This window comes from Aestuariivita sp., assembly GCF_049276915.1.
GTDB lineage: Bacteria > Pseudomonadota > Alphaproteobacteria > Rhodobacterales > Rhodobacteraceae > Aestuariivita.
The window spans coordinates 1-23,729 of sequence record NZ_JBASXK010000054.1 but is presented as its reverse complement, the minus strand read 5'-3'; the positions used below and the strand labels follow the sequence as shown (position 1 = coordinate 23,729).

The window sequence follows — 23,729 nt, the reverse complement described above, 5'->3', positions numbered from 1 at the left end:
CCGCATTGCTGACGGTCAGACCGGGCTGCAAGAAAGGCGCGCGGCGCGCCTTGCGGTCCTCATGTCAGGCTGTTGAACTGTGCCTTTTGCCGATCGGTCCAGATGACGCTCAGATGGAAGCCCGCCTCATCCTGCTTTTCTTCCTGAACCACATCCTGCTGAAACAACCAGGCCCGCTTGCGACCGTCCTGAAAGCCCAGATGCAGCTCTTCTTCGCGTCGCACACCCTGCAGCAGGTGACCAATGGCGTCCAGCAACTCGGGCAAGCCCGTCCCGTCCAGCGCCGAAATCGCGAACACCCCCTCTTCGCGCGCCGCACGCGCCACGGCGGCCTCGCGTTCTTCTTCGGGCAGCAAGTCGATCTTGTTCCACAACTCGATGCGCGGACGGCTCTCATCCACGCCCAATGACGTCAGGATCGCTTCGACATCCTCCGCCTGGGACACCGTGTCGGCATGGCTGATATCGCGGACATGGACGATGAGATCGGCCGCCAGAACCTCTTCCAAGGTGGCGCGGAATGCCGCCACCAGCTGGGTCGGCAGATCCGAGATGAAACCCACCGTATCCGACAGGATCACCTCTGGGCCATCGGGCAGTTCCACCCGCCGCATGGTGGGATCCAGAGTGGCGAAAAGCATGTCCTTGGCCATGACATCGGCCCCGGTCAAGCGATTGAAAAGCGTGGATTTTCCGGCGTTGGTATACCCGACAAGCGCGACGATCGGATAGGGCACCTTGGCGCGCGCCTTGCGATGCAGTTCGCGGGTCTTCACCACCTTGTCGAGCTGTCTGCGCAAGCGCACAAGCTGATCGTCGATCGCGCGCCGGTCTGCTTCGATCTGGGTCTCGCCGGGACCACCCACGAACCCCAGGCCACCGCGCTGACGCTCAAGGTGGGTCCAGGCACGCACCAGCCGCGTGCGTTGATAGGACAACGCGGCCATCTCAACCTGCAGCACGCCTTCGCGCGTGCGCGCACGATCCGAAAAAATCTCGAGGATAAGCCCCGTGCGATCCAGGATCTTGACCTTCCACTGTTTTTCCAGATTGCGCTGTTGAACCGGCGTGACTGCGCCGTCGATCAGGACCAGTTCAACATCATCCGCTGCAAAGCGCGCTTTGAGCTCTTCGATCTTGCCTGAGCCAAAGAGAAATCCGGCCTTGGCGCGGTCAACACGCACGATCGTGGAGCCGACGACATCCAGATCCGGGAGCGCCCGGGCCAATGACACGGCCTCTTCCAACGCAGGAATCGGGTCCCTGCGCGCAGAATCACTTTTGATATCGGGATGCAGCACCCAGGCCCGGGTGCGGCTCCGCTCATGCTCCATCAAGAGGCGTCTTCACCCTCATAGAGAGAGATCGGCTGAGCGGGCATTATCGTGGAAATCGCATGCTTGTACACCAGCTGCGATTGACCATCGCGGCGCAAAAGAACGCAAAAATTGTCAAACCAAGTGATAACGCCCTGCAGTTTCACACCGTTGATCAGAAAGATCGTGACCGGAACCTTTGTCTTGCGCACATGGTTCAGGAATGCGTCCTGCAGGTTCTGTCTGTCCGAAGCCATTTTAAAATACTCGCCGTTATTCTTGCTGCATACCGCATATCGGCACGCCCTATGCGTGGAGTATGTCGCGCCGCGATGGGAGATTCCACCCCAAAAAACAGTCCTTTACGCAACCACGCGCCAAACCGCGCCCAGAGCCCTGAAAGCGCTTGAATTCAACGCCGCCATGTGTCCGCACTGACAAGCGCGATAATCGCCAAGGTTTCGAACCGGCCCAGCACCATGGCGAAGGCCAGAACCAGCTTTGCGCCATCCGCAAGTTCCAGCAGGTTGATCGGGTTCTCGCTGGCCACTTCAATCAAGGGACCTGTCGTCGACAAGCTTGCAACGCTCATAAGGATCGCATCCTCAAAGCTGACCCCGAAAAGGGTCAGCAGAACCGTGATCGCGGCAAGGCTGAGCGCAAAGAGCATGAAGAATATCCATGATATGAAGGCTCCACTGCGATGAATGCTCCGCCGCTCGGTGCCTTCACTGCCCACAGAGGACGGATGGATCAGCCGCTCCATTTCGCGCAGGCCGTTGACATAAAGCACATAGACCCGCAGCAGTTTGACGCCGCCCGCCGTGGTCGCCACCCCGCCTCCGATCAGGGCCAGACCCATCAGGATCAGCCCCGGCGTGCCCAGACCTGACCACATCTGGGTCTGGCCCCAATCTGCGCTGACAAAACCGGTGGTCGACAGAAAGGACAAGACGGTGAACACGCTGCCCCAGAGGGCACTGACCGCCTCGACCCCGGGTTCGACCTGATCCACGCTATATGCGCCCAGCCAATGACGCAGGAACAGGATCAAGGGCACTGCTATCACCAGCAAAACACCGATACGGAATTCGGGATCGCGATCCAGGCGCGCATTGCCCTTGGTCACCGTATCACTGGAAAAGGTCAGTCTGGAGAGGGCAAAAACCATGAACAGCGCCATCACGACCTCGCCCGGGACGCCGGCCTGCGCGTTCTCGACCCCACCAAGCGGAGAGATACCGCTTGTCGCCATCACGGACATCGCATGGCACAAAGCCACCAGGGGCCGGTCTCCTGCAACCAGAAGCGCGACCCACAGAACAAGCGTGAGCCCGCTATAGATCGGCACCAAGGCCTGGGTCGAGCGCAAGATGCGCTGACGCGGACTGGCCGCTTCCGCCGCGATCTCACCGCGCCCACCGCGCCCCGGTTGGCCCTTGGCGGTGACTTCAAAGCCCCCAAGGTTGAGCGGCGCAAGCACGGCAGAGGCCGCGATCCACATCATCAGCCCTCCCATCCACGCCACCTGCGCTCGCCAAAGGTGAAGTGTGTCATTCAACCGATTGGGATCATTGAAAATATCAGCGCCGGTTGTCGTCAGTGACGACACCATGTCGACATAGGCGTTCAAAAACCGGGTCGTCCCCAGGGCATCATGAAACGGTACCGCCAGAAACAGCGGAACAAACACGAACGCCGCTAGAAGTGACAGAAGCTGCCCGAATGCCCCATGCCGCCCCGTGCGCGAAGACAGCACGATGGCAATCAGCATCACCACGATCAGCCCAAGCGTGCCTGCATAGAAAAACGAGCGCGAAGTGGGGTGATCATCGCGGATAAGCGCATGGGCTGCCGGCACATACATCGACAGCGCCGATATCCCCAGCAACAGCACGAACAGAGGCTGCCCGCCCCAAAATCCACTCTGCTGATCTCTGCGCGCCATACCTCAGAAAAAGTCGATCGAGACCTGCATCAGCCGCTCGACCTCTGGCACGTCGTCTGACATCGCGAAAATGGCGACCACATCGCCCTCGTCGATGCGCGTGCCGCCCACCGGGCGCACGACCTCGCCCTGTTTCATCACGGCACCGACCAACACGCCTTCGGGAAAATCGATGTCGCGCAGGCGCTGCCCGGCCATGGGCGACGTCGAGAGTACCTCGGCTTCGATCACCTCGGCCTCGGCATCCCCGATGGAATAGACCTGCCGCACCCTGCCATGGCGGATATGGCGCAGGATCGAACTGACGGTCGTGGCGCGCGGGTTGATATAGGCGTCGATGCCCAAGGGGGCCATCAAGGGCACCAGCGTCGGATCATTGATCAGCGCAATCGCCATCGGGCAGCCTTCGGCCTTGGCGCGCACAGCGGCCAGCATGTTGGTCTTGTCGTCATCCGTAACAGCCAGCATGGCATCTGCGCGCTTGATGCCGGCCTCGTTCAACAGGGCAGCATCCAGCCCGTCGCCATGCAGCACGATTGTGCGCTCCAACGCCTCGGCGGCACGTTCGGCGCAACTGCGGTCGCGCTCGATTACTTTGACCCGGATGCGGCTTGCCTGATCTTCCAGCGCCTTGGCGACGGTCAGACCGACATTGCCCCCCCCAACAATCACGACACGTTCCTGTTTTTTCTGGGTCTTGCCGAAGATTTCCATGGTGCGTGCAACATCATCGGCATGGGTAAAGAGGTAACAATCATCCCCAACGAACAACTGATCGCCTGCTTCCGGAGCAAACAGCGTGCCATCCCGGCGGATCCCCACGACGATAGTGCGCAGCGTTGAAAACAGGTCGGTCAACTGGCGCAGTGCTGTGTTCACGATCGGGCAGTCTTCGGCGATACGCACTCCGAGAAACTGCGCTTTGCCCTCCATGAAGGTTTCGATGTCAAATGCCGCCGGTGCCGACAGGCGCTGCATCGCAGCCGCCGCCACTTCGCGCTCGGGACTGATCACCACGTCGATCGGCAGGTGATCGCGGCGATAGAGGTCGGAATAGATCGCATTCAGATAGGACTGGCTGCGCAAACGGGCGATCTTGCGATTGATGGAAAACACCGAATGAGCCACCTGACAGGTGACCATGTTCACCTCGTCCGAATAGGTTGCCGCGATGATCATGTCAGCGTCGCGCGCCCCCGCACGGTCCAGCACATCGGGATAGGAGGCAAAGCCCGCAATACCCTGCACATCCAGCGTATCGGTCGCGCGACGCACCAGATCCGGGTCGTTATCCACCACAGTGACATCGTTCAGCTCGCCCGACAGGTGGCGTGCGATCTGCCAGCCAACCTGGCCGGCCCCGCAAATGATGACCTTCATCTATATGGTCCCAGCTTGGGCAAATTTACTGAGCCTTTTGAATGGCAGATGCCCCCGGCCCGGTCAAATCAATTGTCAGCCGCACGAAGCTGAGTCACTATTGCCACCATGCGCATGACCATGATCCTTCTTGCCACATTGCTTGTTTCGGGCTGTCAGCCCTTGTCGCTCTATTATCGCCCCGGTGTCACGGTCGCCAAGATGGAGGACGACCGTCTGACATGCCGTGTCGCGGCTCTCAAGGATGCTCCAGTGGCCAACCAGATACGGCGTGATCCCAGCATCTACATTCCGCCGCGACAGTATTGCAACGCCGCTGGGGCCTGCACGATCCGCGGTGGATATTGGGAACCGGGGCTCATCTACGAGGTGGATGTGAACGCCCAGCTCCGAGGCCAGCTGGCCGATCGCTGCATGGCTCGGCTTGGCTATACCCCGGTTTCGCTGCCAGCCTGTCCGCAATCCGTGGCAAATGCCGCGCCGCCGAGCGCGACCACGAGATTACCGGCACTCACGCCAAACAGCTGTGCGATCCGCAACGACGATGGCAGCTTTCAGATCGTGAACCGGGGTTAACAAAAGGCGTCAGGCGGTCATCACGGCGCGGATCATGCGGATTCGGCCTCTTCATCTTCAAGATGCGCAATCCGCGAGCCTGCCTTGTTCGAGGTCACAACTCCCAATGACTTCAGCTTGCGATGCAGCGCACTGCGCTCCATCCCGACAAAAGACGCCGTGCGGCTGATGTTGCCACCAAAGCGGTTGATCTGGGTAAGCAGGTATTCCCGCTCGAAGGCCTCGCGTGCTTCGCGCAGCGGCAGCGATGCCATGATCCCGGACAGAACGACCCGCCCCTCTTCGCCATCGCTGTCTCCGTCCGAGGGCAATTCCCGCGCCTCGATCGGACCGGTGCCATCGCCAAGGATCAGAACCCGTTCGATCAGGTTCTTGAGCTGACGCACATTCCCCGGCCAGACCATCGTCTGCATCAGTGCTGCGGCCTCTTCCGAGATTGTGCGCATCGGCAGTCCCTGGGTTTCGATGCACATACCGATGAAATGTTCCGCCAGTACCGGAATATCCTCGCGCCGCTCCTCAAGCGCGGGCACCGCGATCGGCACGACATTCAGGCGATGATAGAGTTCCTGACGGAAACGCCCGGCTTCGATCTCGGCGGCCAGATCCCGGTTGGTCGAAGAGATCACCCGCAAATCCACGCGAATCCTGTCATTGCCGCCAACACGCTGAAATTGCTGGTCGACCAGAACCCGGAGGATCTTGGACTGGGTGCCAGACGGCATATCCGCGACCTCATCGAAATAGACCACTCCGCCATGGGCCTCTTCCAGCAGGCCCGGCTCGACGCCACGGTCCGAGCCTTCACGGCCAAACAACACTTCTTCCATCCGATCCGGTTCGATCGAGGCGCAGTTGACCGTTACAAACGGTCCCGAGGCGCGATTGGAATTGGCGTGGATATAGCGCGCTGCGATCTCTTTGCCGGAACCGGCGGGCCCGGTCAGCATCACACGGCCGTTGGACTTGGTGACCTTGTCCAATTGGCCGACCAGGGCACGAAACGAGCCGGATTGGCCAACCATCTGAGCCGTGCCACTGTCGCGGCGTTTCAGGGACAGGTTCTCGCGACGCAGGCGTGACGTTTCCATCGCGCGCCGGATGACAACCAGCAACTGGTCGATATTAAAGGGCTTTTCGATGAAGTCATAGGCACCCTGTTTGATCGCAGCGACCGCGATCTCGATATTGCCGTGACCGGAAATGATGACCACGGGGATATCCGGATTGTCCCGTTTGACGGCCTTGAGGATGTCGATGCCATCCATATTGCTGTCTTTCAGCCAGATATCGAGGATCAGCAAACCGGGTGGTTCCGCACTGACCTGCGCCATCGCCTCATCCGAGGTGCCTGCCAGCCGGGTGCTATATCCTTCATCTTCCAAGATATCCGAGACCAATTCGCGGATATCGCGTTCGTCATCTACAATCAGAATATCACTCATCTTGATCCTGCATCTTTTGGGATTGGATAAAATTTTCGCCGGCCACGAGGGGCGCAGCAGAGGACACGGGCAGCTGAATCACTGCCATCGCACCGAAGTGGGATTGACCTTCAAACACAGGGGCATCTTCCAGCGCGAGGGTGCCGCCATGTTCTTCGATGATCTTCTTCACGATCGGCAGGCCCAATCCGGTTCCTGCGTCGCGGGTGGTTACATAGGGTTCAAACAGCCGGGCCCGGTCTTCGGGCAGGCCGATGCCATTGTCTGATATGGTAATGCGGGCGCGCATCTCGTCCGCATCCAATGCGATGCGTATTTGCGGTACATGATCGTCCGGCGCGCCTTTTTTCTGCAGGGATTCAATGGCTTCTCCTGCATTCTTGATCAGGTTCGTCAGCGCCTGACTGATCATGGTGTCGTCGATATCGGTCGTTACCGGATGATCCGGAAGCTCGACCGAGATGGCGACATCAGGCTGTCCGGTCTGTTGCAGCAACACGGCATCACTGAGCAATTGAGTGAGGTCTTCGACCTTTCGATTGGGTTCCGGCATACGGGCGAATTTCGAAAACTCATCAACGATGCGCCGCAAGTCATTGGTCTGACGCACAATCACGTCTGTCATTTGTTCCAGCTTGTCGCGATCGTCACCCACTTGCGGTGCAAACTTGCGTTTGATGCGCTCGGCGCTCAACTGGATCGGGGTCAGCGGGTTCTTGATCTCATGGGCGATCCGACGTGCCACATCGCCCCAGGCCGCCATCCTTTGGGCACTGACCAGATCGGTCACGTCATCAAAGGCCACCACATAGCCTTCAAGGCGGCCATCCTCATTGCGCCGCGTTGCCATGCGCACCAGCAGATTCTCTTGTCGTCCATTGCGCGTCACACGGATCTCGTCCTGCGCGACCTCCTGGGCACCGGTTTTCAGCTGGTCGAACATCTCGCCGAACTCGGGCACTGCGACTTTGAGGACCAGGGACTGTTCGGTTCCCCTCCAGTCCAGCAGACGTTCCGCCGAGCGGTTCACAAAAGTCACCCGACCATCCGAATCCAGCCCCACAACACCTGATGTCACCGAACTGAGCACGGAATCAAACAAGCGGCGACGGCGTTCGATCTGGCGGTTGTTGTCCAGAAGCGTCTCGCGCTGACCCTTGAGCTGGCGCGTCATCTGGTTGAAATAGCGGCCCAGCATGGCGATCTCGTCATCGCCCTCTTCTTCGATGACCTGCACATCCAGATCACCAGCGCCCACCTGTTGCGCCGCCCCGGCAAGCCGCCCCACAGGGCGCGACAACCGTTCGGCAAACCACAAGCCCAGCCAGATCGCCGCAAGAATCAGAATGACGGCAAAACCCAGGTAGAGAAGGCCGAATTCGAACAGCACCCGCCCCCGCTCGCTTTCCAGCTGTTGATAGAGCCGCACGGTTTCCTGCGTATCATCAAGCAGGTTCAGGATTTCACCATCCACCACTCGGCTGACGTACAGAAAGCGATCCACAAAGGCTTCAAGCCGCACCAGCGCGCGAAATTCGTTATTGTCCCAATCCTCGATGATGGTCAGCCCGGAGTCACTGGCGGCGGCGATCTGTTCCAGTGACGGTTTCTCGAAATCAAAGAGATAGGAACCCTCGCCCCGGGCGCGGATTTCACCGGTGCCATCAATCACATAGGCTTCGCGCAAACCCCGCTGGATTTGCGACTGGCCGGTTCCCAGAACCTGCCGGATCTCTCCGTCATTCATGAAGAACGTGTTCGTACGACTGGCGTCGATGTAGCGGCCCAAAGCCCGCGCATCCTCGGCCAGATCCTCGCGCTGCTCTGACTCGTAAGCTTCGGCCGCGGCCAGAGAAGACCCGACCACCCGGCTGACCCTGTCCGAGAACCAGCCTTCAAGACCGACATTCACGGTCAGAACCGCGAAAATCGCCACCGTCACTGTGGGAATCAGCGCCAGCAGCGCAAACACACCTGTCAGTCGCAGGTGCAGACGCGAGCCCGCCGATTGCGCCCGACGCGCCGCGACAAGACGCGCGACAGAGCCAAGGACAAGCGTGGCCACCACCAGCACATAGACAAGATCGGCCAAGAGCACGAGGCGCAGGCTGAGTGCAGAGGCACCCTGATCAAACGGCCCCAGAACCAGAAAGGTCGCCAGCGCAAGCAAGGGGCCCAGCAGCACAAGACCCAGCGTGCCTGCATTGCGCAGCCGCCGCGTCTTGCTGACGCGCCTCATTCTCTGGACCCAATGATTACCTTGTGCCCGGGATACCACCCGATGCCCTCACCTTGATGCGCCGCTCGATGCGACTGACCGCCATATATCGTGGTCTTGCGCAGCACTCTCACAAGATAAGGTCCTGCAAATTGAGGCTACGCCGCCACGGTTATGTGGCGAATTTACATCAATTTGCGGCGCCGTGTCACCTGTATATCCAGATCAGTGATCTTTTTCCTGAGGGTATTACGGTTTATACCAAGAAGTTCAGCGCATTTTGCCTGATTACCGCCTGTCGCATCGAGGGCGATCTCGATCAGAGGCATCTCAACCTCCCGCAAGATTCGCGTATACAGCCCCGGAGGCGGCAGCATGTTGCCATGCAGATCAAAGTACCGCCTGAGGTGGCGCGCCACTGATGCAGACAGCTTTTCCGCATCGCCAGAGCCCAGAACCGGTTCCATCTCGGGTTGAGAGCCCAGCACGCCTTCGACCTCACTGCGCGCGATTTCCTCGGCGCGGCTGGTCAGCACAAGACGACGTACCGCGTTTTCCAACTGGCGCACGTTTCCGGGCCAGCTATAGGCGCGAAACAGCTCACCCGCCTCGGCACTCAACCGGCGAATGGGCGATCCGTCGCGTTCTGCGCGGGCCAGAAAATGTTCTGCCAAAAGCGGAATATCATCCACCCGTTCACGCACGGCAGGCACGTGGATCGTCGCCCCCGACAAACGGTAATAGAAATCCTGCCTGATATGTCCGGAGTCCATCGCATGGGTCAGATCGGTCTGAGAGGTCGCCATGAAGCGCGGCACATGATCGCCCGGTGCATCCATCATGCGCACGATCCGCGCCTGCAATTCATCTTCGATGTCGCCGATCTCATCAATCAACAGCGTGCCGCCCTTGACCCGCGCCAGCACCCGTGCAGGGCCTTCAAGGTCGCGGATATCCGCCGCCGTGATGGTGATGAACGGCAATGTGCGCCGGTCCGAGAAGTCATGGATCGCCCGTGCGATCAGGGACTTGCCCGTACCGCTTTCCCCCGAGATCAGCACCGGCAGGTCCGTGTTCATCACCCGCGCCACCAGCCGGTAAAGCTGCTGCATGATCTGCGTGCGTCCCACCAGAGGCAGGTCATCGGGTCGCTCATCGACTTCGCGCTGCGCCTCCGAGGGCGTGCGGCGCTTCATCTCCAGCGCACGCGCGGTGCGCTTCATCAGATCGGGCAGATCAAACGGCTTGGGCAGGTAATCATAGGCCTCGGCCTCTGCGGCCTGAATGGCCGTCATGATCGTGTTTTGCGCCGAGATTACGATCACCGGAAGACCGGGGCGGTCCTGGGCGATCTTCGGCAGCATTTCCAGCCCGTTTCCATCGGGCATGATGACATCCGAGATCACGACATCGCCCTTTCCCTCTGCCACCCAGCGCATCAGCGTGGTCAGAGAGCTTGTGGCATGCACCTTGCACCCAGCCCGGGTCAGAGCTTGGGTCAAAACGGTACGAATTGTGCGATCGTCGTCAGCAACCAGAACGGTCCCATCCATGCGCGTCTATCCTCCTAAAGCCGCCTCACCGCGCGGAGCGCGCGGCAAGGACAGGCGAAACACGGTGCGCCCAGGTACGGACGTCACGGAAATCCAACCATCATGGTCAGAGATTATCTTGCTCACCAAAGCCAGCCCCAGCCCGGTGCCATTTTCCTTGCCCGACACGAACGGATCGAAAATGTCAGCCTTGATGGCGTCAGGCAGGCCGGGGCCATCGTCGATTATTTCGATCTGAAGCGGCAATGAATGCCCCGATCCGTCGCTGCGGCGCAGGCGGAACGAGTGCTCGAAATAGGTGTGGATGCGGATATCGCCGCCAACATCCCCGGCCGCTTCCGAGGCGTTCTTGAGCAGGTTCAGCACCACCTGCAGCAACTGGTCCGGATCACCATAGGCCAGCGGCAGCGAGGGGTCATAGTCTTCGATGATGCGCATATGCGCCCCGAACCCCAACAGCGCCGAACGGCGTGCTCGGTCCAGCACATCATGAATATTGACAGGCTTCAGGTCAGGAGCCGAGAGGTTTCCAAACTGTTCGACCTGCTCCAGAAGCTTCACGATGCGGCGGCTCTCGGCCACAATCAGATCTGTGAGTTCAAGGTCTTCCTGACTGAGGCTCATGCTGAGAAGCTGTGCCGCGCCGGTGATACCAGCGAGGGGATTCTTGATCTCATGGGCCAGCATTTCCGCCATGCCGATCGCAGACTGCGCGGCGGATTTGACCGAATGACTCTGCGTCATCCGACCGGCCAGTTCGCGCGGCGAAATCATCAGGATCATCATGCCCGGATGATTGACGAGCGGCGCGATTTGCAACGCGCATTGCAAGGGAGCCCGGTTCCCGGTGCCCACATCCACATCGTTCACAAACAGCGGCGTGCCATTGAGGCGCGCGCGCTGCAATGCTTCCTCCAGAGGGGCATCAACGGCAATCAGATCCCAGACCGGCACGTCCTGCACAGAGCGTGCAGAGGCATTCAGAAACCCTTCGCCGGCTGAATTCACATCCGTGATGCGGTCATCACTGTCGATCAGAAAGGCCGGGATCGGCAGAGAGGCCCAGATGGACTTGTCCGAGTTCATGCAGCAACCTCATCCGGCCGGGCAACCGCGTCGGGCAGCAACCGCAACACCTCTTGTGGATCCCGCGCCGTCAGGATCGCGCGGCGAAGCCCCGGGTCGGTACCTGCGTCATCCATGTACCAGCCCAGATGCTTGCGCGCGACGCGCAGACCCAGGTCCTGTCCATAAAACATCAGCATTGCCTCGTAGTGATCGCTGATCATGCGCACCAGATCGGCACCGGTCGGGATTTCGGGGGCTGGCGTGCCATGAAGCGCGTGGGCCACCTGTGCCAGAACCCACGGACGCCCCTGCGCGCCCCGCCCGATCATCACACCCGCTGCACCGGATTGATCCAGAGCGCCCCGCGCTGTCACGGCATCGACGATATCACCATTGGCAATCACCGGAATATCTACCGCCTCGACCACCGGGCGGATCGCGGCCCAGTCAGCGTGCCCCTTGTAAAACTGGCATCGGGTGCGGCCATGAATCGTTATCATCTGCACCCCGGCATCTTCTGCCCGGCGCGCGATATCGGCAGCGTTCAGACAATCATCATCCCATCCCAGCCGCGTCTTGAGCGTCACCGGCACGTCGACCGCCTCGACAACGGCCTCGATCAGGCTCAAGGCGTGATCCGGCGTCTTCATCAACGCCGAGCCGGAATAGCCATTGGTCACCTTCTTGGCCGGGCAACCCATGTTGATGTCGATGATCCGCGCGCCGTTCGCCGCCACCTGCCGCGCCGCCTCGGCCATCCAATGGGCCTCGCGCCCGGCTATCTGCACCGACGTCCCCGCCACATCCGCGCCGATCTCGGCGCGTTCGCGCACGCCCGGTTTGGACTGAACCATTTCCTGGCTTGCCACCATCTCGCTCACAACAAGGCCCGCACCGAACGACGCGACCAGATCCCGCGTGGGGCGATCGGTAATCCCCGCAAGGGGTGCCAGGAAAACCGGCGGCGTAAGCTTGGTTGTGGAGAGGTGAATCGGCACGGGCAAAAACCTTGTTTGTATGTCTGTGCTAGTGCGCAGAGCACCGGCTCTCAATGGAGACGTGGGGCTGAATGGTGCAAAATCCAGCGCCCGCCTAAAAATTAGGCAATCCCACCTGGGGATTGTCCCTTTCGCGCCTGCAGCCTACACAAGACGCGATACGCAAATTCGGACGCACCCGTGCCCAAGACCACAGCCGCCATCATCGTTGCCGCCGGACGCGGCACCCGCGCCGGAAGGGGCATGCCAAAGCAATGGCGCGCTCTTGCGGGACAGACGGTTGTAGCGCATACGCTCGCCGCCTTTCACAACCACCCGGACATCAGCCATCTGGTTCTGGTCGTTCATCCCGATGACTTGGAAACCGCCCCCTGGCCCCAGGACACAGGCCTTGAGATCGTGACCGGCGCACAGACGCGGCGTGGCTCGGTGCTGGCGGGGCTGGAGGCGCTGGAGGGGCGGTTCGATCAGGTCCTCATCCACGACGCTGCCCGCCCCTGCGTCAGCCGCGATGTGATCGACGGCGTGCTGAGCGCGCTGAAAAGCGGTCCAGCCGCAGCACCTGCACTGGCGGTGGTAGACGCGCTTTGGCAAGGACAGGACGGGCGCGTAGCGGGCACTTGCAACCGCGAGGGTCTTTTTCGTGCACAAACCCCGCAGGGCTTTGACCTTGAAGTCATCCTGAATGCGCACCGCCGCTTTGCCACTGACGCCGCGGATGATGTTGAGATCGCCCGCACCGCTGGCGTTACGGTCACGATCACGCCCGGCGATGAGAACAACCTGAAAATCACCCGCGCCGAGGATTTTGACCGGGCGGCACAGATACTGGGACGGAACATGGATATCAGATTGGGCAATGGCTATGACGTGCACCGCTTTGGAGAGGGGGATCATGTGATGCTCTGCGGCGTACGCGTGCCATTCGACCGCGGCTTGCAGGGGCATTCGGATGCGGATGTGGGCATGCACGCCGTCACAGATGCGATCTATGGCGCGCTGGCGGATGGCGATATCGGCCAGCACTTCCCGCCTTCCGATCCACAATGGAAAGGCGCTGCAAGCGAGATATTCCTGCGCCATGCCGTAGAACTGGCCGTGACGCGCGGCTATCGGATCAGCAACGTGGATTGCACGCTGGTCTGCGAGTTTCCCAAGATCGGACCCCATGCGAGTGACATGCGCCGTGAAATGGCGCGGCTGATGGGTCTGGACATGGGCCAGATCTCGGTCAAGGCGACGACGTCCGAGCGGCTTGGCTTTACGGGACGCGGAGAAGGTATCGCCTCGCTCGCCACCGTCGCTTTGGTTTCGGCATGATTCCCCGGCTTATCGCCACCGTCTTTGGCGTGGGCACCCTGCGCCCCGCTCCGGGAACCTGGGGATCGCTGGCCGCCCTGCCGATGGCATGGGGCCTGCACATGGTTGGGGGCTTTGCCTTGCTGGCCGCCGCCACGCTGGTTGTATTCTTTCTGGGCTGGTGGGCAACGGCCGAAGCGACCCGAGGCATGGACGATCACGACCCCTCCGAAATCGTAATCGACGAAGTCGCCGGGCAATGGCTCGCGCTTTGGGCGCTGTCCTGGCCTGCAACGCAGCACGAGATCGCCATCACGGCACTCTGGCCCGGCTGTATTGCCGCGTTTGTTCTGTTTCGCGCCTTCGACATCTTCAAACCCGGCCCGGTGGGCTGGGCCGACCGGCGCAAGGACGCGTTCGGAGTCATGCTGGACGATGTGATCGCCGGCGCATTGGCAGCGCTCTGCGTGGCGGTTCTGGCCGGACTCTACCATGGGTTTCTTGGCTTATGAACGCCGCACAAATTATTGATAGCGCGAAAGAAAAACACGTCATGATCGCCACAGCGGAAAGCTGTACTGGCGGAATGGTCTCTGCCGCCCTTACCGACATTGCCGGGTCATCTGCGGTCGTGGATCGAGGCTTTGTCACCTATTCCAATGCCGCCAAAGAGGCGATGCTGGGGGTTTCATCCACGACACTCTCCAGTTTCGGCGCTGTCTCGCAAGAAGTGGCAGCAGAAATGGCCGAAGGAGCCATGAGAAATTCCGATGCGCAGCTTGCCGTGTCCATCACCGGCATCGCTGGTCCCGGCGGCTCCGAGCACAAGCCCGAAGGTCGGGTATGCTTTGGCCTTGCCACGCATGGCGCGCCAACGCGCACGCACACGGTCGAGTTCGGCGCATTGGGGCGCGAACGCGTGCGTATGGCGGCGCGCGATCATGCACTAAAGATGCTCGGGGATGCGCTGAACAGTCTCTAGGCCGCGCCGCGCCCGTAAAGATCATTCGCCCGGCGTTCGAAGGCACGCACGATGCGCTGCATCGCCTCGTTAAAGACAACGCCTATGATGCCTTGCAAAACAGCATTGCGAAACTCGAAGTCGACAAAGAAATCCACCTCGCACCCACCCTCGACATCGCGAAAGGCCCAGGTCGACTTCATGTATCGAAATGGCCCGTCCAGGTATTCGGTGTCGATCCGCTTCTGCGCGTCATGCAAGATCACCCGGCTGCCAAACTTCTCGCGAAATACCTTGAACGAGATCACCAGATCAGCCTCCATCCTCCGGGTATCTCCTTCCGGCACGATCCGGCGGATGCGCGCGGCTGCACACCATGGCAAGAACTCCGGATAAAGCGCCACATCCGCCACCAGATCATACATCTGCTGGGCGGTGTAAGGCAGGCTGCGCGTCTCGGAATGTGTTGGCATGGAAAAACATAGCTTTCTTCACGTGACTTGGGGCGCTCATGTCTTATGGTTGGCCCGCAAAATCAAGAGGTAAGCCATGCCAGAGCGGCCATATGTCATCGACACACTGATCTCGGCCAAGTCAATCGCCGCACGGATCGAAGAACTTGGCCGCGACATTCGCACCGAATTCGCCGATACGGACAAGCTGATTGTCGTCGGCCTGCTGCGGGGCAGCTTTGTATTCATCGCCGATCTGGTGCGTGAGCTGGATCTGCCGGTCGAGGTCGATTTCCTTGAGGCCTCGTCCTATGGCGACGGGATGGAAACCAGCCGGGAGGTCCGAATCCTCAAGGACCTGCGCGGTGCCATAGAAGGCCGCGACGTGCTGGTGGTCGAAGATATCGTGGACACGGGATTCACTCTGGCCCATGTGACGCGCCTGCTGCTCAGCCGCAAACCTGCCAAACTGCGCACCATTGCCCTGCTGGACAAACCGTCGCGGCGCGAGGTCGACATTCGCGCCGACTGGATCGGCTTTGAGATCCCGGATGAGTTTGTCGTGGGCTATGGAATCGATTTTGCCCAAAGAAACAGAAACCTGCCCTTCATCGGCAAGGTTCGCTTTACTGACGCGTAAGCAGTCAAATCAGGCGCTTACTCGGCTGCTTCAGAAGATCCACCGGGTGCAGCTTCGGCCTCTGGACCTGCTTCGGATGGTTTGCGGCGCGGTTTGCGGCGCTTTTTCGGAGAGGCTTCGGGCGTTTCCACCAACCCGCTATCACCATCCGAGCTGTCCTCATCGGCCAGTTCCAGACCGGATGAGCCTTGCTCGTTCTCGGACTGGGGCTGAGACTGAGCCTGGGGTTGATGTCCATCGCCGTCACGATCCGGGCGATCCGGGCGGTCGCGATCGCGTTCCGCCTGGCGTTCGCGGTTATGCCGCTCCTGCTCTTCCCGGCGGCTGTCCATCTCGCGCTGCGCCTCGCTCAGCAAGCGCAGGTAATGCTCGGCATGTTGCTGAAAGTTTTCGGCCGCGACCCGATCACCCGCACGCTGGGCGTCGCCAGCAAGCTGGTTGTACTTGTCAATGATTTGCTGCGGAGTCCCGCGCACTTTGCCTTCGGGACCGGAACTATCAAACACCCGATTGACGACGTTGCCGCCAGAGGGTCGGTTGCGGTTCGACTTTGTCCGCGAGCGTGACTTGGAAGATCTCATGTAACTATAGTCAGCCTTATGTGAACTGTAACGAAACCCGATTTTGTCGCGTTCCTTGCGCTTTGATCAGCCACGACGATTGCACGACTTTTCGGATTAGGTGGTCTGCCCGCGCGCCAGAGGCGCTGCGTTGGCGAACATCCCTGAGTAAGCATGTCCTGACCTTTCAGACAAGAGCCCAAAAGCATTTTTCAGTGAAAAGTCGCGCAAATCGCTCTTTTTCCTGTCACTCACGCATATCTTTGCCGATCCGGGCCACCACAACCCGGTCGCGACGATCCAGATCCTGCAGGCAATTGAGGTCCGTGAACCCCGATCGAGCAAGGATTTCCATCACCTGCGCGCCCTGTGTGGGCCCGATTTCAACCAGCAGCCTGCCACCCTGAGCCAGATGATGCGGGGCTGACCTCGCGATCTCGCGATAGGCACTCAGACCATCGCCGCCATCGGTCAGGGCCATTTCCGGTTCATGGTGGCGCACTTCCTCTTCAAGGCCGGGCATTTCTTCCGCCGCGATATAGGGCGGGTTCGACACGATCAGATCAAAAGATCCTGATACCGCACCAAACCAGTCAGACTGCAGGATTTCGGCTCGCGACTGAACACGGTGCAGCACCGCATTGGCTGCCGCCTGCAGACAGGCCGCTTCGCTCAGGTCGATGCCCAGCCCCGTGGCCTCGGGGTTTTCCGCAAGAAGCGTTACCAGAATAGCCCCCGAACCGGTGCCCAGATCCAGCAGGCGGGTAAAGGGTTGTGCCAATGCGGCCTCGATCAAAGTCTCTGTTTCTGGTCTGGGATCAAGTACTTCGCGATTGATCTTGAACCTGCGGCCATAAAAATCCCGCTCCCCCAACAGATGAGAAACCGGCACGCGCACAGCGCGCAGTGAGATCAGCTGATCATAGCGTTCCTCGATCTCGGGCTCCAGATCCTCGGGCGCGATCAACGTCACGCGCGACGCCTCGATCCGGGCCGCATGCGCCAGCAGAACCCGCGCATCCCGCGCCGGGTCCGAGACCCCGGCCGCCCTGAGGCGCGCTGTGGCCGCAACCATGGCCTCGGCGGCGGTCGTCATGATTGCATATCCGCCAACAGACGCGCCTGAGCATCTGCGGCCAGCGCATCGATCACCTCGTCAAGATCACCCTGCAGGATCTGGTCCAGCTTGTAGAGCGTGAGGTTGATCCGGTGATCGGTCATCCGTCCTTGCGGGAAGTTATAGGTGCGAATCCGTTCCGATCGGTCACCGGTGCCGACTTGCGCGGCGCGATCTGCCGAGCGTTCGTCATGCTGACGCTGCCGCTCAAGATCAAAAAGCCGGGTTTTCAGAACATCCATCGCGATCTCGCGGTTGCGATGCTGGGACTTCTGCGAACTCGTCACAACGATTCCGGACGGGATATGCGTGATGCGCACCGCCGAATCGGTGGTGTTCACATGTTGCCCCCCGGCCCCGGATGAACGCATCGTGTCGATACGGAGATCATTGGCGTCGATCTGGATATCCACCCCTTCCGCCTCGGGCAACACAGCCACGGTGGCCGCCGAAGTATGAATGCGCCCGCCGCTTTCAGTGCTGGGCACACGCTGCACGCGATGCACGCCGGATTCGTATTTCATGCGCGCAAAGACGTTCTCGCCCTTGATCTGCGCAATGACTTCCTTGACCCCCCCGAGTTCCGTCATCTGTTCTTCGATGATCTCGACCCGCCAGCCCCGGCGTTCAGCATAGCGATGATACATTCGCAAAAGATCCGCCGCGAACAGCGCCGCCTCATCGCCCCCCGTGCCGGGCCGGATCTCAAGAATCGCGGGTTTCGTATCCGCCGCATCCCGAGGCAGCAACGCAAGCTGTAATGCATGCTCCACCTCGGGCAGACGCGCGGCCAACTCGGGCAATTCTTCTTCTGCCAGGGCCTTCATGTCGGGATCATCCAGCATGGCCTTGGCGTCCTCGATATCCCGGCGAATCTGCTGCCAGGTCCCGATCTGATCCACGACCGGCTTGAGATCGGAATACTCGCGCGCCAGCGTCGCAATATCCGCGCCATCCGTGCCGGCAGCCATCTTCGCCTCCAGAAACTGGAACCGTTGAACAATCTGCATAAGGCGGTCTTCGGGGATCATGCGGCCTTCTGAGCAGTTAAGGGGGTTTGGTCAAGTGCGCGGGCTGTGGTAAGATGTCGTCATGAAAGGGATCGCTGTTCTATCTGTTGTTTTGACGGTCACCGGCTCGGCTGCCTGGTCCGATGTGGTTGGGCCCGGCGGAAAGACGATTGACTGCTATTGCACCGACACCGGCGGTGCGCGTGTCGAACTGGGAGAAACGATCTGCCTGCAGGTCGATGGCCGCATGTTCATGGCGCAATGCCAGATGTCGCTGAATGTCCCGATGTGGCGCGAGGTGTCCCAAGGCTGTCTCAGCTCTCAGCTAGCTCCCGGTCTGGACCTGTTTGAGCTGCGCAAGCCACTGATCAACACGGGCTCGGTTCACTCCAATATCTGATTTTCCAAAGCGCAACCGCGCATGGATCTTGATTGAATCGCCGTCGGCCTGGATCGTCGTGTAATCGGGAAACCCCATGATCCGGCTGCGCGTGATGTAGGTGATCAATCCCTCGTCCAGCGATCCTGCAAGAACATGCGTGCGCGGTGTGGCGCGGATGATTGCATCCAGCTGGCCAAGCGTTGCCGGCTCGGCCTTCAACAGCCGCCTGACGCCGCTTGGCATATCCACGTTCTCGGTTACATCCGGGGCAACATTCCAGCGCGCCACATCGCTGGGCGCAAGCCGGATGTACCCCATGGCGACCACGATCACGGCCACCAAAACCCAAATTGCTGTCATGAACCGTCCCATCTGCCTGTCCGCACCCGATTTTGTGCGTCAGGTGCGCCTTTATTATCTGTATGTTGCGCCAGGGAGCACACAGAGCAGCTCGAACAGGAGGTTTGCCGCCGTCAGGGCCGTGTTGCCAGACGGGTCATAGGGCGGAGAAACCTCTACCATATCGCAACCAACGATGTTCAGGCCCCTGAGCCCGCGGATCAGTTCCATCGCCTGTGGCGTGGTCAGACCGCCGATCTCTGGCGTCCCGGTCCCCGGCGCAAAGGCCGGGTCCAGGCTATCAATATCATAGCTCACATAGGTTGGCCTATTGCCGATATCGCGACGTATTTCCGCACCCAGTTCCACCAGCGAGCGATGCCACAAATCCGGTGCCAGCCACATCTGAAAGCCCCAGCCCTGTGCTTCGGTGAAATCGGTAGCCGAATAACCGGTTCCGCGCAAGCCCACCTGATAGGTCTTGGTCGGCTCGATCAGCCCCTCTTCCCAAGCCCGGCGAAAGACAGTGCCATGGGTTTCACGTTCGCCGAACATCTCTTCGTTCACATCGGCATGCGCATCCACATGCACCAGCGCAACAGGGCCGTGCTTTTTGGCAATCGCGCGCAAAATCGGCAGGGTGATCGAATGATCGCCCCCCATGGCAACCGGAATGGCAGGATTGGTCAGGATCCGCCCATAGCTTTCCTGGATGATCCGCAGACTGTCTGACAGTGAAAACGTGTTGATCGCCAGATCGCCGATATCAGCCATGTTCAGGCTGTCGAACGGGGCCGCGCCGGTCTGCAGGTTATAGGGGCGGATCATCGCACTTTCGGCGCGGATCTGCTTGGGCCCGAACCGCGTGCCTGACCGCCAGGAGGTGCCGATGTCCATCGGAATCCCCAGTATCGCGACATCCAGCCCGTCCAGCGCCGTTGCCTGTGGCAGGCGCATGAAGGTGTTCGGCCCCGAGAACCGCGCCAGATCATTGCCGCTTATCGGTTGGTTCGGTTCAGTCATCGCAGATGCCATCCCAGCAGGCACAAGAGTTCAGTGGCCACATGCGCCCCCGCAATGGCGGTGGCACCGGTGGTATCGAAGGGAGGCGATACTTCGACAATATCTCCACCCTTTATGTTTATTCCGGCAAGATCACGCAGAATCGCCGCCGCCTGCCAGGAATGCAGCCCGCCCCAGACCGGCGTGCCTGTCCCCGGCGCAAACGCCGGATCAAGACCGTCTATGTCAAAGCTCAGATAGACCGGGTGATCTCCGACAATCTCCTTGATCCGCATGACAGCCGCCGCAGGTCCGTTTTCATGCACCCAGCGCGCATCCAGAGTGGGCACACCCAGATTGTCTTCGTTGGTCGTGCGAATACCCACCTGAACCGACCGCGCAGGGTCCACGAGCCCCGACTTGACGGCCTTGTAAAACATCGTGCCGTGATCGATCCGGTCCATGTCATCATCAGCCCATGTATCGGAATGGGCATCAAACTGGACAAGAGACATCGGCCCGAATTTTTCGGCATAGGCCTTGAGGATCGGGAACGAGATATAGTGATCCCCGCCCAGGGTGACACTGGCCACATCTGCTGCAAGAATTCCGCGGATATGTTCGGTCAGTGCCGCCGGAAACGCCGGAATGTTGGCATAGTCAAAGGCTAGATCTCCGTAATCGATGATCGCGCAGGTCTCCATCACATCAAAGGGCCAGCCATAGGGAGGATCAAACGCCTGCAACGCCGAGGCTTCACGGATCGCCCTTGGCCCCAATCGGGTGCCAGGCCGGTTGGTCACAGCCTGGTCGAACGCGACACCGGTGATGGCGATATCTACGCCGGTCAGATCCTTTGTATACCGCCGGCGCAGGAAAGAGGTCGCCCCGCCAAAGCTGTTCTCGAAGCTCGCCCCTTTCAGATCCTCTCGCGTAAACGCCTGATCGACCTGTTTCCTTGCATCTTCCAAAGCCATATCGGGCCTGTCCTTTCAGAGAATTGGGTAGGGTTGGCGCAACGCGTCACCGCAATGGCTGCGCGCGTTCGACAAGACGGGCGAAGAAGGATGCGCCCACGGGCGCGATCTCATCATTGAAGTTGTACTTCGGGTGATGCACGCCAGCCCCCTCGCCCTGACCCAGCATCAGATAGGCCCCGGGCCGCGCCTCGAGCATATACGAGAAATCCTCGGCTCCCATGACCGGCTCCTTGTCGCCGACAACGCGGTCTTCGCCAGCAATCTCGGCCGCGACACCCAGCGCAAAGACGGCCTCGTTTGCCGTATTGATCGTGGGCGGATATCCGTATTCAAACTCCAGCCGCGCCTCCAGCCCGAAAGAGGCCGCCTGCCCGTCCACGATCTCTTGCATGCGTCGCACCACCATGGCCTGCACCTCCTTGTCAAAGGTGCGCACCGTGCCGTTGATATAGGCTGTCTCGGGGATCACGTTATCGGTGGTACCCGTGTGGATCTGCGTGACCGAGATCACCAAGCGCTCGGCTGGTTTGAGGTTTCGGCTCACGATCGTTTGCAAGGCCTGAACCATCGAACAGGCCGCCACCACCGGATCAATGCAATCATGGGGGCGCGCACCATGTCCGCCCTTGCCGGTCAGATGAATGTGGAACGTATCCGCCGCCGCCATGATGGGGCCGGGATTGGTGTGAAATGTCCCCGTTTCCAGCAGCGGAGCATTGTGCATCGCATAGACCTGAGACACATCAAAGCGATCCATGATGCCCTCCTGCACCATGACTTCGCCGCCACCGCCCGCCTCTTCTCCGGGCTGAAAGATCAACGCCACGCGGCCGGAAAAATTGCGCGTCTCGGCCAGATACCTGGCGGCACCAAGCAGCATGGCCGTATGTCCATCATGCCCACAGGCATGCATCCGGCCCGAATGGGTCGATGCATAGGGCACGCCGGTTTCTTCGGTGATGGGCAGCGCGTCCATATCTGCGCGCAAGCCAATGGTCGGCCCCTCGCCCTGCCCGTTGATGATCGCCACGATCCCTGTCTGTGCGATGCCTTCATGCAGCTCATCCACTCCGAACTCGCGCAGTCGATCTGCAACGAATGCGGCTGTCTTCGGGCACTCCAGCCCCAGTTCGGGGATCGTGTGCAGGTGCTGACGCCATTGTGCCATCTCAGGGGCAATGGCAGCGATAGAGTTGATCACGGGCATGGGGTGGACTCACGGTTGAGGTTTGCGTCACATGCATCTGACACCAGACCGAGGCCACCCGCAATGCCCGACGACCCTCTTATCCACGACCAGGACGCCGGTATCGAACGGCTGCTTGAAATCATGCGCCGCCTGCGTGACCCCGATACGGGCTGTCCCTGGGATATCGAGCAGGACTTTGCCTCCATCGCGCCCTACACCATCGAGGAAGCCTATGAGGTGGCCGATGCCATCGAACGCGCGGACTGGGGCGAGTTGGAAGGCGAATTGGGCGATCTGTTGCTGCAGACCGTCTATCACACCCAGATGGCAGAGGAAGCCGGCCGCTTCAGCTTTCAAACCGTGGTGCGTGCGATTTCGGACAAGATGGTAGCGCGCCATCCGCATGTGTTTGGCGATGAAAGCCGGGACAAATCCGCAGAACAGCAGACCCGCGACTGGGAGGCGATCAAGGCCGCCGAGCGTGCCGGAAAAGCCCAGAAAGGCACGCTGGACGGCGTGGCCGTTGGCCTGCCCGCCCTGCTGCGCGCCTACAAGCTGCAAAAACGCGCCGCGCGGGTGGGCTTTGACTGGCCCGATGCGGGCGATGTGCTGGCCAAGATCACCGAAGAGGCCGCCGAGCTGGTCGAAGCGCGCGACAGACTGACGACGGACAAGGTCGAAGAAGAATTCGGCGATCTTCTGTTCGTTCTCGCCAATCTGGGTCGCCATCTTGGCGTCGAGCCCGAAGCCGCCCTGCGCCGCACCAATGCAAAGTTCATCCGCAGGTTCGGGTTTGTCGAAACCGCATTGGCGCAACAGGGCAAACGTCCCGAAGACAGTACCCTCGATGAGATGGACGCACTGTGGGACGCGGCCAAAGCTGCCGAACGCAATTCAGATCGCTGAGCGCCAGGCTTCGGGCACCTGCAGGATTCGGTGCTTTATTGAGGAAATGTGCATATTGAGGTAAAACTTTTTCGTTTTGACTAACCCGAGGTGGGGTTACGGTCAAAATCACGTCCGTGTCGTCCATGCGTCGTCTCCTTGTCTTTGGCGCGGGGCAGTCGCTAGTCGCACCCCGCACCTCGCTTTCTGCGCATACAGGCCCTTGCCCAGTCGACCTCACCATCAATCGCTCCTCGGCCCACCCCGATTGAAACCGGGGGCTATTTCTGAGAAAAAGCCCGCGGGGGTGCCGCCACCGCGCAGGGGGGAAAGGAGCATAGCCGATTGGTCTAAGTTTTCGCCGCTCAACAAAAGTATTTATTGATCTGGCATTTTGTAATAACTTTTCGT

24 protein-coding genes are annotated in these 23,729 nt (G+C 60.3%); 7 read left to right on the top strand and 17 right to left on the bottom strand.

Features of this window, described 5'->3' with window-relative positions; translation table 11 throughout:
- Positions 1–59: 59 nt before the first annotated feature.
- The 4 genes from hflX to trkA all read right to left on the bottom strand — a co-directional run bounded on the left by hflX (position 60) and on the right by trkA (position 4,644).
- Positions 60–1,334: a GTPase HflX gene (gene hflX, locus WAO69_RS05800; RefSeq protein ID WP_422177107.1), complete on the bottom strand. Its 1,275-nt coding sequence runs from the start codon at positions 1,332–1,334 to the stop codon at positions 60–62.
- Positions 1,334–1,573, bottom strand: a complete 240-nt coding sequence (hfq, locus tag WAO69_RS05795) for an RNA chaperone Hfq (protein ID WP_008204623.1) — start codon at positions 1,571–1,573, stop codon at positions 1,334–1,336. Before hfq ends, hflX begins: the two co-directional genes overlap by 1 nt.
- 155 nt (positions 1,574–1,728) lie before the next feature.
- A complete protein-coding gene (locus tag WAO69_RS05790) occupies positions 1,729–3,264 on the bottom strand; it encodes a TrkH family potassium uptake protein (RefSeq protein WP_422177106.1) in 1,536 nt (511 codons plus the stop codon).
- A gap of 3 nt (positions 3,265–3,267) precedes the next feature.
- On the bottom strand, positions 3,268–4,644 hold the full coding sequence (gene trkA / locus WAO69_RS05785) for a Trk system potassium transporter TrkA (RefSeq protein WP_422177105.1): 1,377 nt from the start codon (positions 4,642–4,644) through the stop codon (positions 3,268–3,270).
- A 114-nt stretch (positions 4,645–4,758) separates the two neighbouring features.
- Between trkA and WAO69_RS05780 the strand changes: the two genes are divergently transcribed.
- Positions 4,759–5,220, top strand: coding sequence for a hypothetical protein (locus WAO69_RS05780; RefSeq protein WP_422177104.1), 462 nt, complete (start codon positions 4,759–4,761; stop codon positions 5,218–5,220).
- 32 nt (positions 5,221–5,252) lie between these two features.
- Here WAO69_RS05780 and WAO69_RS05775 read toward each other — a convergent pair whose 3' ends face one another.
- The 5 genes from WAO69_RS05775 to dusB form a co-directional block, all read right to left on the bottom strand.
- Positions 5,253–6,665, bottom strand: a complete 1,413-nt coding sequence (locus WAO69_RS05775) for a sigma-54-dependent transcriptional regulator (RefSeq protein WP_422177103.1) — start codon at positions 6,663–6,665, stop codon at positions 5,253–5,255.
- Complete coding sequence (locus WAO69_RS05770; RefSeq protein WP_422177102.1) at positions 6,658–8,904, bottom strand: ATP-binding protein; 2,247 nt, start codon at positions 8,902–8,904, stop codon at positions 6,658–6,660. The genes WAO69_RS05775 and WAO69_RS05770 overlap by 8 nt, the downstream gene beginning before the upstream one ends.
- Before the next feature lie 164 nt (positions 8,905–9,068).
- Positions 9,069–10,436: a response regulator gene (locus tag WAO69_RS05765; RefSeq protein ID WP_422177101.1), complete on the bottom strand. Its 1,368-nt coding sequence runs from the start codon at positions 10,434–10,436 to the stop codon at positions 9,069–9,071.
- A 6-nt stretch (positions 10,437–10,442) separates the two neighbouring features.
- The gene (locus tag WAO69_RS05760; protein ID WP_422177100.1) at positions 10,443–11,522 is read right to left on the bottom strand and encodes a two-component system sensor histidine kinase NtrB; all 1,080 of its coding nucleotides are present in this window, start codon (positions 11,520–11,522) and stop codon (positions 10,443–10,445) included.
- Positions 11,519–12,502 carry a tRNA dihydrouridine synthase DusB gene (gene dusB / locus WAO69_RS05755; protein WP_422177099.1) on the bottom strand — a complete coding sequence of 328 codons (984 nt, stop codon included), beginning with the start codon at positions 12,500–12,502 and terminating at the stop codon, positions 11,519–11,521. The genes WAO69_RS05760 and dusB overlap by 4 nt, the downstream gene beginning before the upstream one ends.
- Positions 12,503–12,682: 180 nt before the next feature.
- On the opposite strand from dusB, the gene WAO69_RS05750 reads away from it, so the two are divergent.
- Genes WAO69_RS05750 through WAO69_RS05740 form a run of 3 tightly spaced genes read left to right on the top strand, consistent with a single transcriptional unit; the run spans position 12,683 to position 14,783 of the window.
- Positions 12,683–13,822, top strand: a complete 1,140-nt coding sequence (locus WAO69_RS05750; RefSeq protein ID WP_422177098.1) for a bifunctional 2-C-methyl-D-erythritol 4-phosphate cytidylyltransferase/2-C-methyl-D-erythritol 2,4-cyclodiphosphate synthase — start codon at positions 12,683–12,685, stop codon at positions 13,820–13,822.
- Positions 13,819–14,313 carry a phosphatidylglycerophosphatase A gene (locus tag WAO69_RS05745; RefSeq protein ID WP_422177097.1) on the top strand — a complete coding sequence of 165 codons (495 nt, stop codon included), beginning with the start codon at positions 13,819–13,821 and terminating at the stop codon, positions 14,311–14,313. Before WAO69_RS05750 ends, WAO69_RS05745 begins: the two co-directional genes overlap by 4 nt.
- On the top strand, positions 14,310–14,783 hold the full coding sequence (locus tag WAO69_RS05740) for a CinA family protein (RefSeq protein ID WP_422177096.1): 474 nt from the start codon (positions 14,310–14,312) through the stop codon (positions 14,781–14,783). Before WAO69_RS05745 ends, WAO69_RS05740 begins: the two co-directional genes overlap by 4 nt.
- Here WAO69_RS05740 and WAO69_RS05735 read toward each other — a convergent pair.
- Positions 14,780–15,235, bottom strand: coding sequence for a type II toxin-antitoxin system RatA family toxin (locus WAO69_RS05735; RefSeq protein ID WP_422177095.1), 456 nt, complete (start codon positions 15,233–15,235; stop codon positions 14,780–14,782). The two genes, WAO69_RS05740 and WAO69_RS05735, sit on opposite strands and share 4 nt — an antisense overlap.
- A 76-nt stretch (positions 15,236–15,311) precedes the next feature.
- Here WAO69_RS05735 and hpt point away from each other — a divergent pair, with 76 nt between their 5' ends.
- On the top strand, positions 15,312–15,854 hold the full coding sequence (gene hpt, locus WAO69_RS05730; RefSeq protein WP_422177094.1) for a hypoxanthine phosphoribosyltransferase: 543 nt from the start codon (positions 15,312–15,314) through the stop codon (positions 15,852–15,854).
- Positions 15,855–15,871: 17 nt separating this feature from the next.
- On the opposite strand, the gene WAO69_RS05725 is transcribed toward hpt, so the two are convergent.
- From WAO69_RS05725 to prfA, 3 genes are all read right to left on the bottom strand, one after another.
- The gene (locus WAO69_RS05725) at positions 15,872–16,435 is read right to left on the bottom strand and encodes a DUF4167 domain-containing protein (protein ID WP_422177093.1); all 564 of its coding nucleotides are present in this window, start codon (positions 16,433–16,435) and stop codon (positions 15,872–15,874) included.
- A 226-nt stretch (positions 16,436–16,661) separates the two neighbouring features.
- Positions 16,662–17,510, bottom strand: coding sequence for a peptide chain release factor N(5)-glutamine methyltransferase (gene prmC / locus WAO69_RS05720; protein ID WP_422177092.1), 849 nt, complete (start codon positions 17,508–17,510; stop codon positions 16,662–16,664).
- The gene (prfA, locus tag WAO69_RS05715; protein ID WP_422177091.1) at positions 17,507–18,562 is read right to left on the bottom strand and encodes a peptide chain release factor 1; all 1,056 of its coding nucleotides are present in this window, start codon (positions 18,560–18,562) and stop codon (positions 17,507–17,509) included. The genes prmC and prfA overlap by 4 nt, the downstream gene beginning before the upstream one ends.
- 61 nt (positions 18,563–18,623) lie before the next feature.
- Between prfA and WAO69_RS05710 the strand changes: the two genes are divergently transcribed.
- A complete protein-coding gene (locus tag WAO69_RS05710; protein ID WP_422177090.1) occupies positions 18,624–18,941 on the top strand; it encodes a hypothetical protein in 318 nt (105 codons plus the stop codon).
- On the opposite strand, the gene WAO69_RS05705 is transcribed toward WAO69_RS05710, so the two are convergent.
- Genes WAO69_RS05705 through WAO69_RS05690 form a run of 4 tightly spaced genes read right to left on the bottom strand, consistent with a single transcriptional unit; the run spans position 18,867 to position 22,451 of the window.
- Complete coding sequence (locus WAO69_RS05705) at positions 18,867–19,283, bottom strand: DUF1499 domain-containing protein (RefSeq protein WP_422177089.1); 417 nt, start codon at positions 19,281–19,283, stop codon at positions 18,867–18,869. The two genes, WAO69_RS05710 and WAO69_RS05705, sit on opposite strands and share 75 nt — an antisense overlap.
- Before the next feature lie 54 nt (positions 19,284–19,337).
- The gene (speB, locus tag WAO69_RS05700; RefSeq protein WP_422177088.1) at positions 19,338–20,285 is read right to left on the bottom strand and encodes an agmatinase; all 948 of its coding nucleotides are present in this window, start codon (positions 20,283–20,285) and stop codon (positions 19,338–19,340) included.
- The gene (gene speB, locus WAO69_RS05695) at positions 20,282–21,241 is read right to left on the bottom strand and encodes an agmatinase (RefSeq protein WP_422177087.1); all 960 of its coding nucleotides are present in this window, start codon (positions 21,239–21,241) and stop codon (positions 20,282–20,284) included. The genes speB (WAO69_RS05700) and speB (WAO69_RS05695) overlap by 4 nt, the downstream gene beginning before the upstream one ends.
- Before the next feature lie 46 nt (positions 21,242–21,287).
- Positions 21,288–22,451, bottom strand: a complete 1,164-nt coding sequence (locus WAO69_RS05690; protein WP_422177086.1) for a M20 aminoacylase family protein — start codon at positions 22,449–22,451, stop codon at positions 21,288–21,290.
- Between the two features lie 63 nt (positions 22,452–22,514).
- On the opposite strand from WAO69_RS05690, the gene mazG reads away from it, so the two are divergent.
- Positions 22,515–23,339, top strand: coding sequence for a nucleoside triphosphate pyrophosphohydrolase (mazG, locus tag WAO69_RS05685; RefSeq protein ID WP_422177085.1), 825 nt, complete (start codon positions 22,515–22,517; stop codon positions 23,337–23,339).
- Positions 23,340–23,729 lie beyond the last annotated feature (390 nt).

What these genes read in the sequence shown, in the direction of transcription:
- WAO69_RS05740 (WP_422177096.1), top strand. Translation starts at nt 14,310, where the DNA reads ATGAACGCCGCACAAATTATTGATAGCGCGAAAGAAAAACACGTCATG.
- speB (WP_422177088.1), bottom strand. Translation starts at nt 20,285, where the DNA reads ATGACTGAACCGAACCAACCGATAAGCGGCAATGATCTGGCGCGGTTC.
- speB (WP_422177087.1), bottom strand. Translation starts at nt 21,241, where the DNA reads ATGGCTTTGGAAGATGCAAGGAAACAGGTCGATCAGGCGTTTACGCGA.
- prmC (WP_422177092.1), bottom strand. Translation starts at nt 17,510, where the DNA reads ATGACGACCGCCGCCGAGGCCATGGTTGCGGCCACAGCGCGCCTCAGG.
- WAO69_RS05760 (WP_422177100.1), bottom strand. Translation starts at nt 11,522, where the DNA reads ATGAACTCGGACAAGTCCATCTGGGCCTCTCTGCCGATCCCGGCCTTT.
- WAO69_RS05705 (WP_422177089.1), bottom strand. Translation starts at nt 19,283, where the DNA reads ATGACAGCAATTTGGGTTTTGGTGGCCGTGATCGTGGTCGCCATGGGG.
- trkA (WP_422177105.1), bottom strand. Translation starts at nt 4,644, where the DNA reads ATGAAGGTCATCATTTGCGGGGCCGGCCAGGTTGGCTGGCAGATCGCA.
- WAO69_RS05780 (WP_422177104.1), top strand. Translation starts at nt 4,759, where the DNA reads ATGACCATGATCCTTCTTGCCACATTGCTTGTTTCGGGCTGTCAGCCC.
- WAO69_RS05725 (WP_422177093.1), bottom strand. Translation starts at nt 16,435, where the DNA reads ATGAGATCTTCCAAGTCACGCTCGCGGACAAAGTCGAACCGCAACCGA.
- hfq (WP_008204623.1), bottom strand. Translation starts at nt 1,573, where the DNA reads ATGGCTTCGGACAGACAGAACCTGCAGGACGCATTCCTGAACCATGTG.
- WAO69_RS05770 (WP_422177102.1), bottom strand. Translation starts at nt 8,904, where the DNA reads ATGAGGCGCGTCAGCAAGACGCGGCGGCTGCGCAATGCAGGCACGCTG.
- WAO69_RS05775 (WP_422177103.1), bottom strand. Translation starts at nt 6,665, where the DNA reads ATGAGTGATATTCTGATTGTAGATGACGAACGCGATATCCGCGAATTG.
- WAO69_RS05690 (WP_422177086.1), bottom strand. Translation starts at nt 22,451, where the DNA reads ATGCCCGTGATCAACTCTATCGCTGCCATTGCCCCTGAGATGGCACAA.
- WAO69_RS05735 (WP_422177095.1), bottom strand. Translation starts at nt 15,235, where the DNA reads ATGCCAACACATTCCGAGACGCGCAGCCTGCCTTACACCGCCCAGCAG.
- hpt (WP_422177094.1), top strand. Translation starts at nt 15,312, where the DNA reads ATGCCAGAGCGGCCATATGTCATCGACACACTGATCTCGGCCAAGTCA.
- mazG (WP_422177085.1), top strand. Translation starts at nt 22,515, where the DNA reads ATGCCCGACGACCCTCTTATCCACGACCAGGACGCCGGTATCGAACGG.
- WAO69_RS05745 (WP_422177097.1), top strand. Translation starts at nt 13,819, where the DNA reads ATGATTCCCCGGCTTATCGCCACCGTCTTTGGCGTGGGCACCCTGCGC.
- hflX (WP_422177107.1), bottom strand. Translation starts at nt 1,334, where the DNA reads ATGGAGCATGAGCGGAGCCGCACCCGGGCCTGGGTGCTGCATCCCGAT.
- WAO69_RS05790 (WP_422177106.1), bottom strand. Translation starts at nt 3,264, where the DNA reads ATGGCGCGCAGAGATCAGCAGAGTGGATTTTGGGGCGGGCAGCCTCTG.
- WAO69_RS05710 (WP_422177090.1), top strand. Translation starts at nt 18,624, where the DNA reads ATGAAAGGGATCGCTGTTCTATCTGTTGTTTTGACGGTCACCGGCTCG.
- prfA (WP_422177091.1), bottom strand. Translation starts at nt 18,562, where the DNA reads ATGATCCCCGAAGACCGCCTTATGCAGATTGTTCAACGGTTCCAGTTT.
- WAO69_RS05765 (WP_422177101.1), bottom strand. Translation starts at nt 10,436, where the DNA reads ATGGATGGGACCGTTCTGGTTGCTGACGACGATCGCACAATTCGTACC.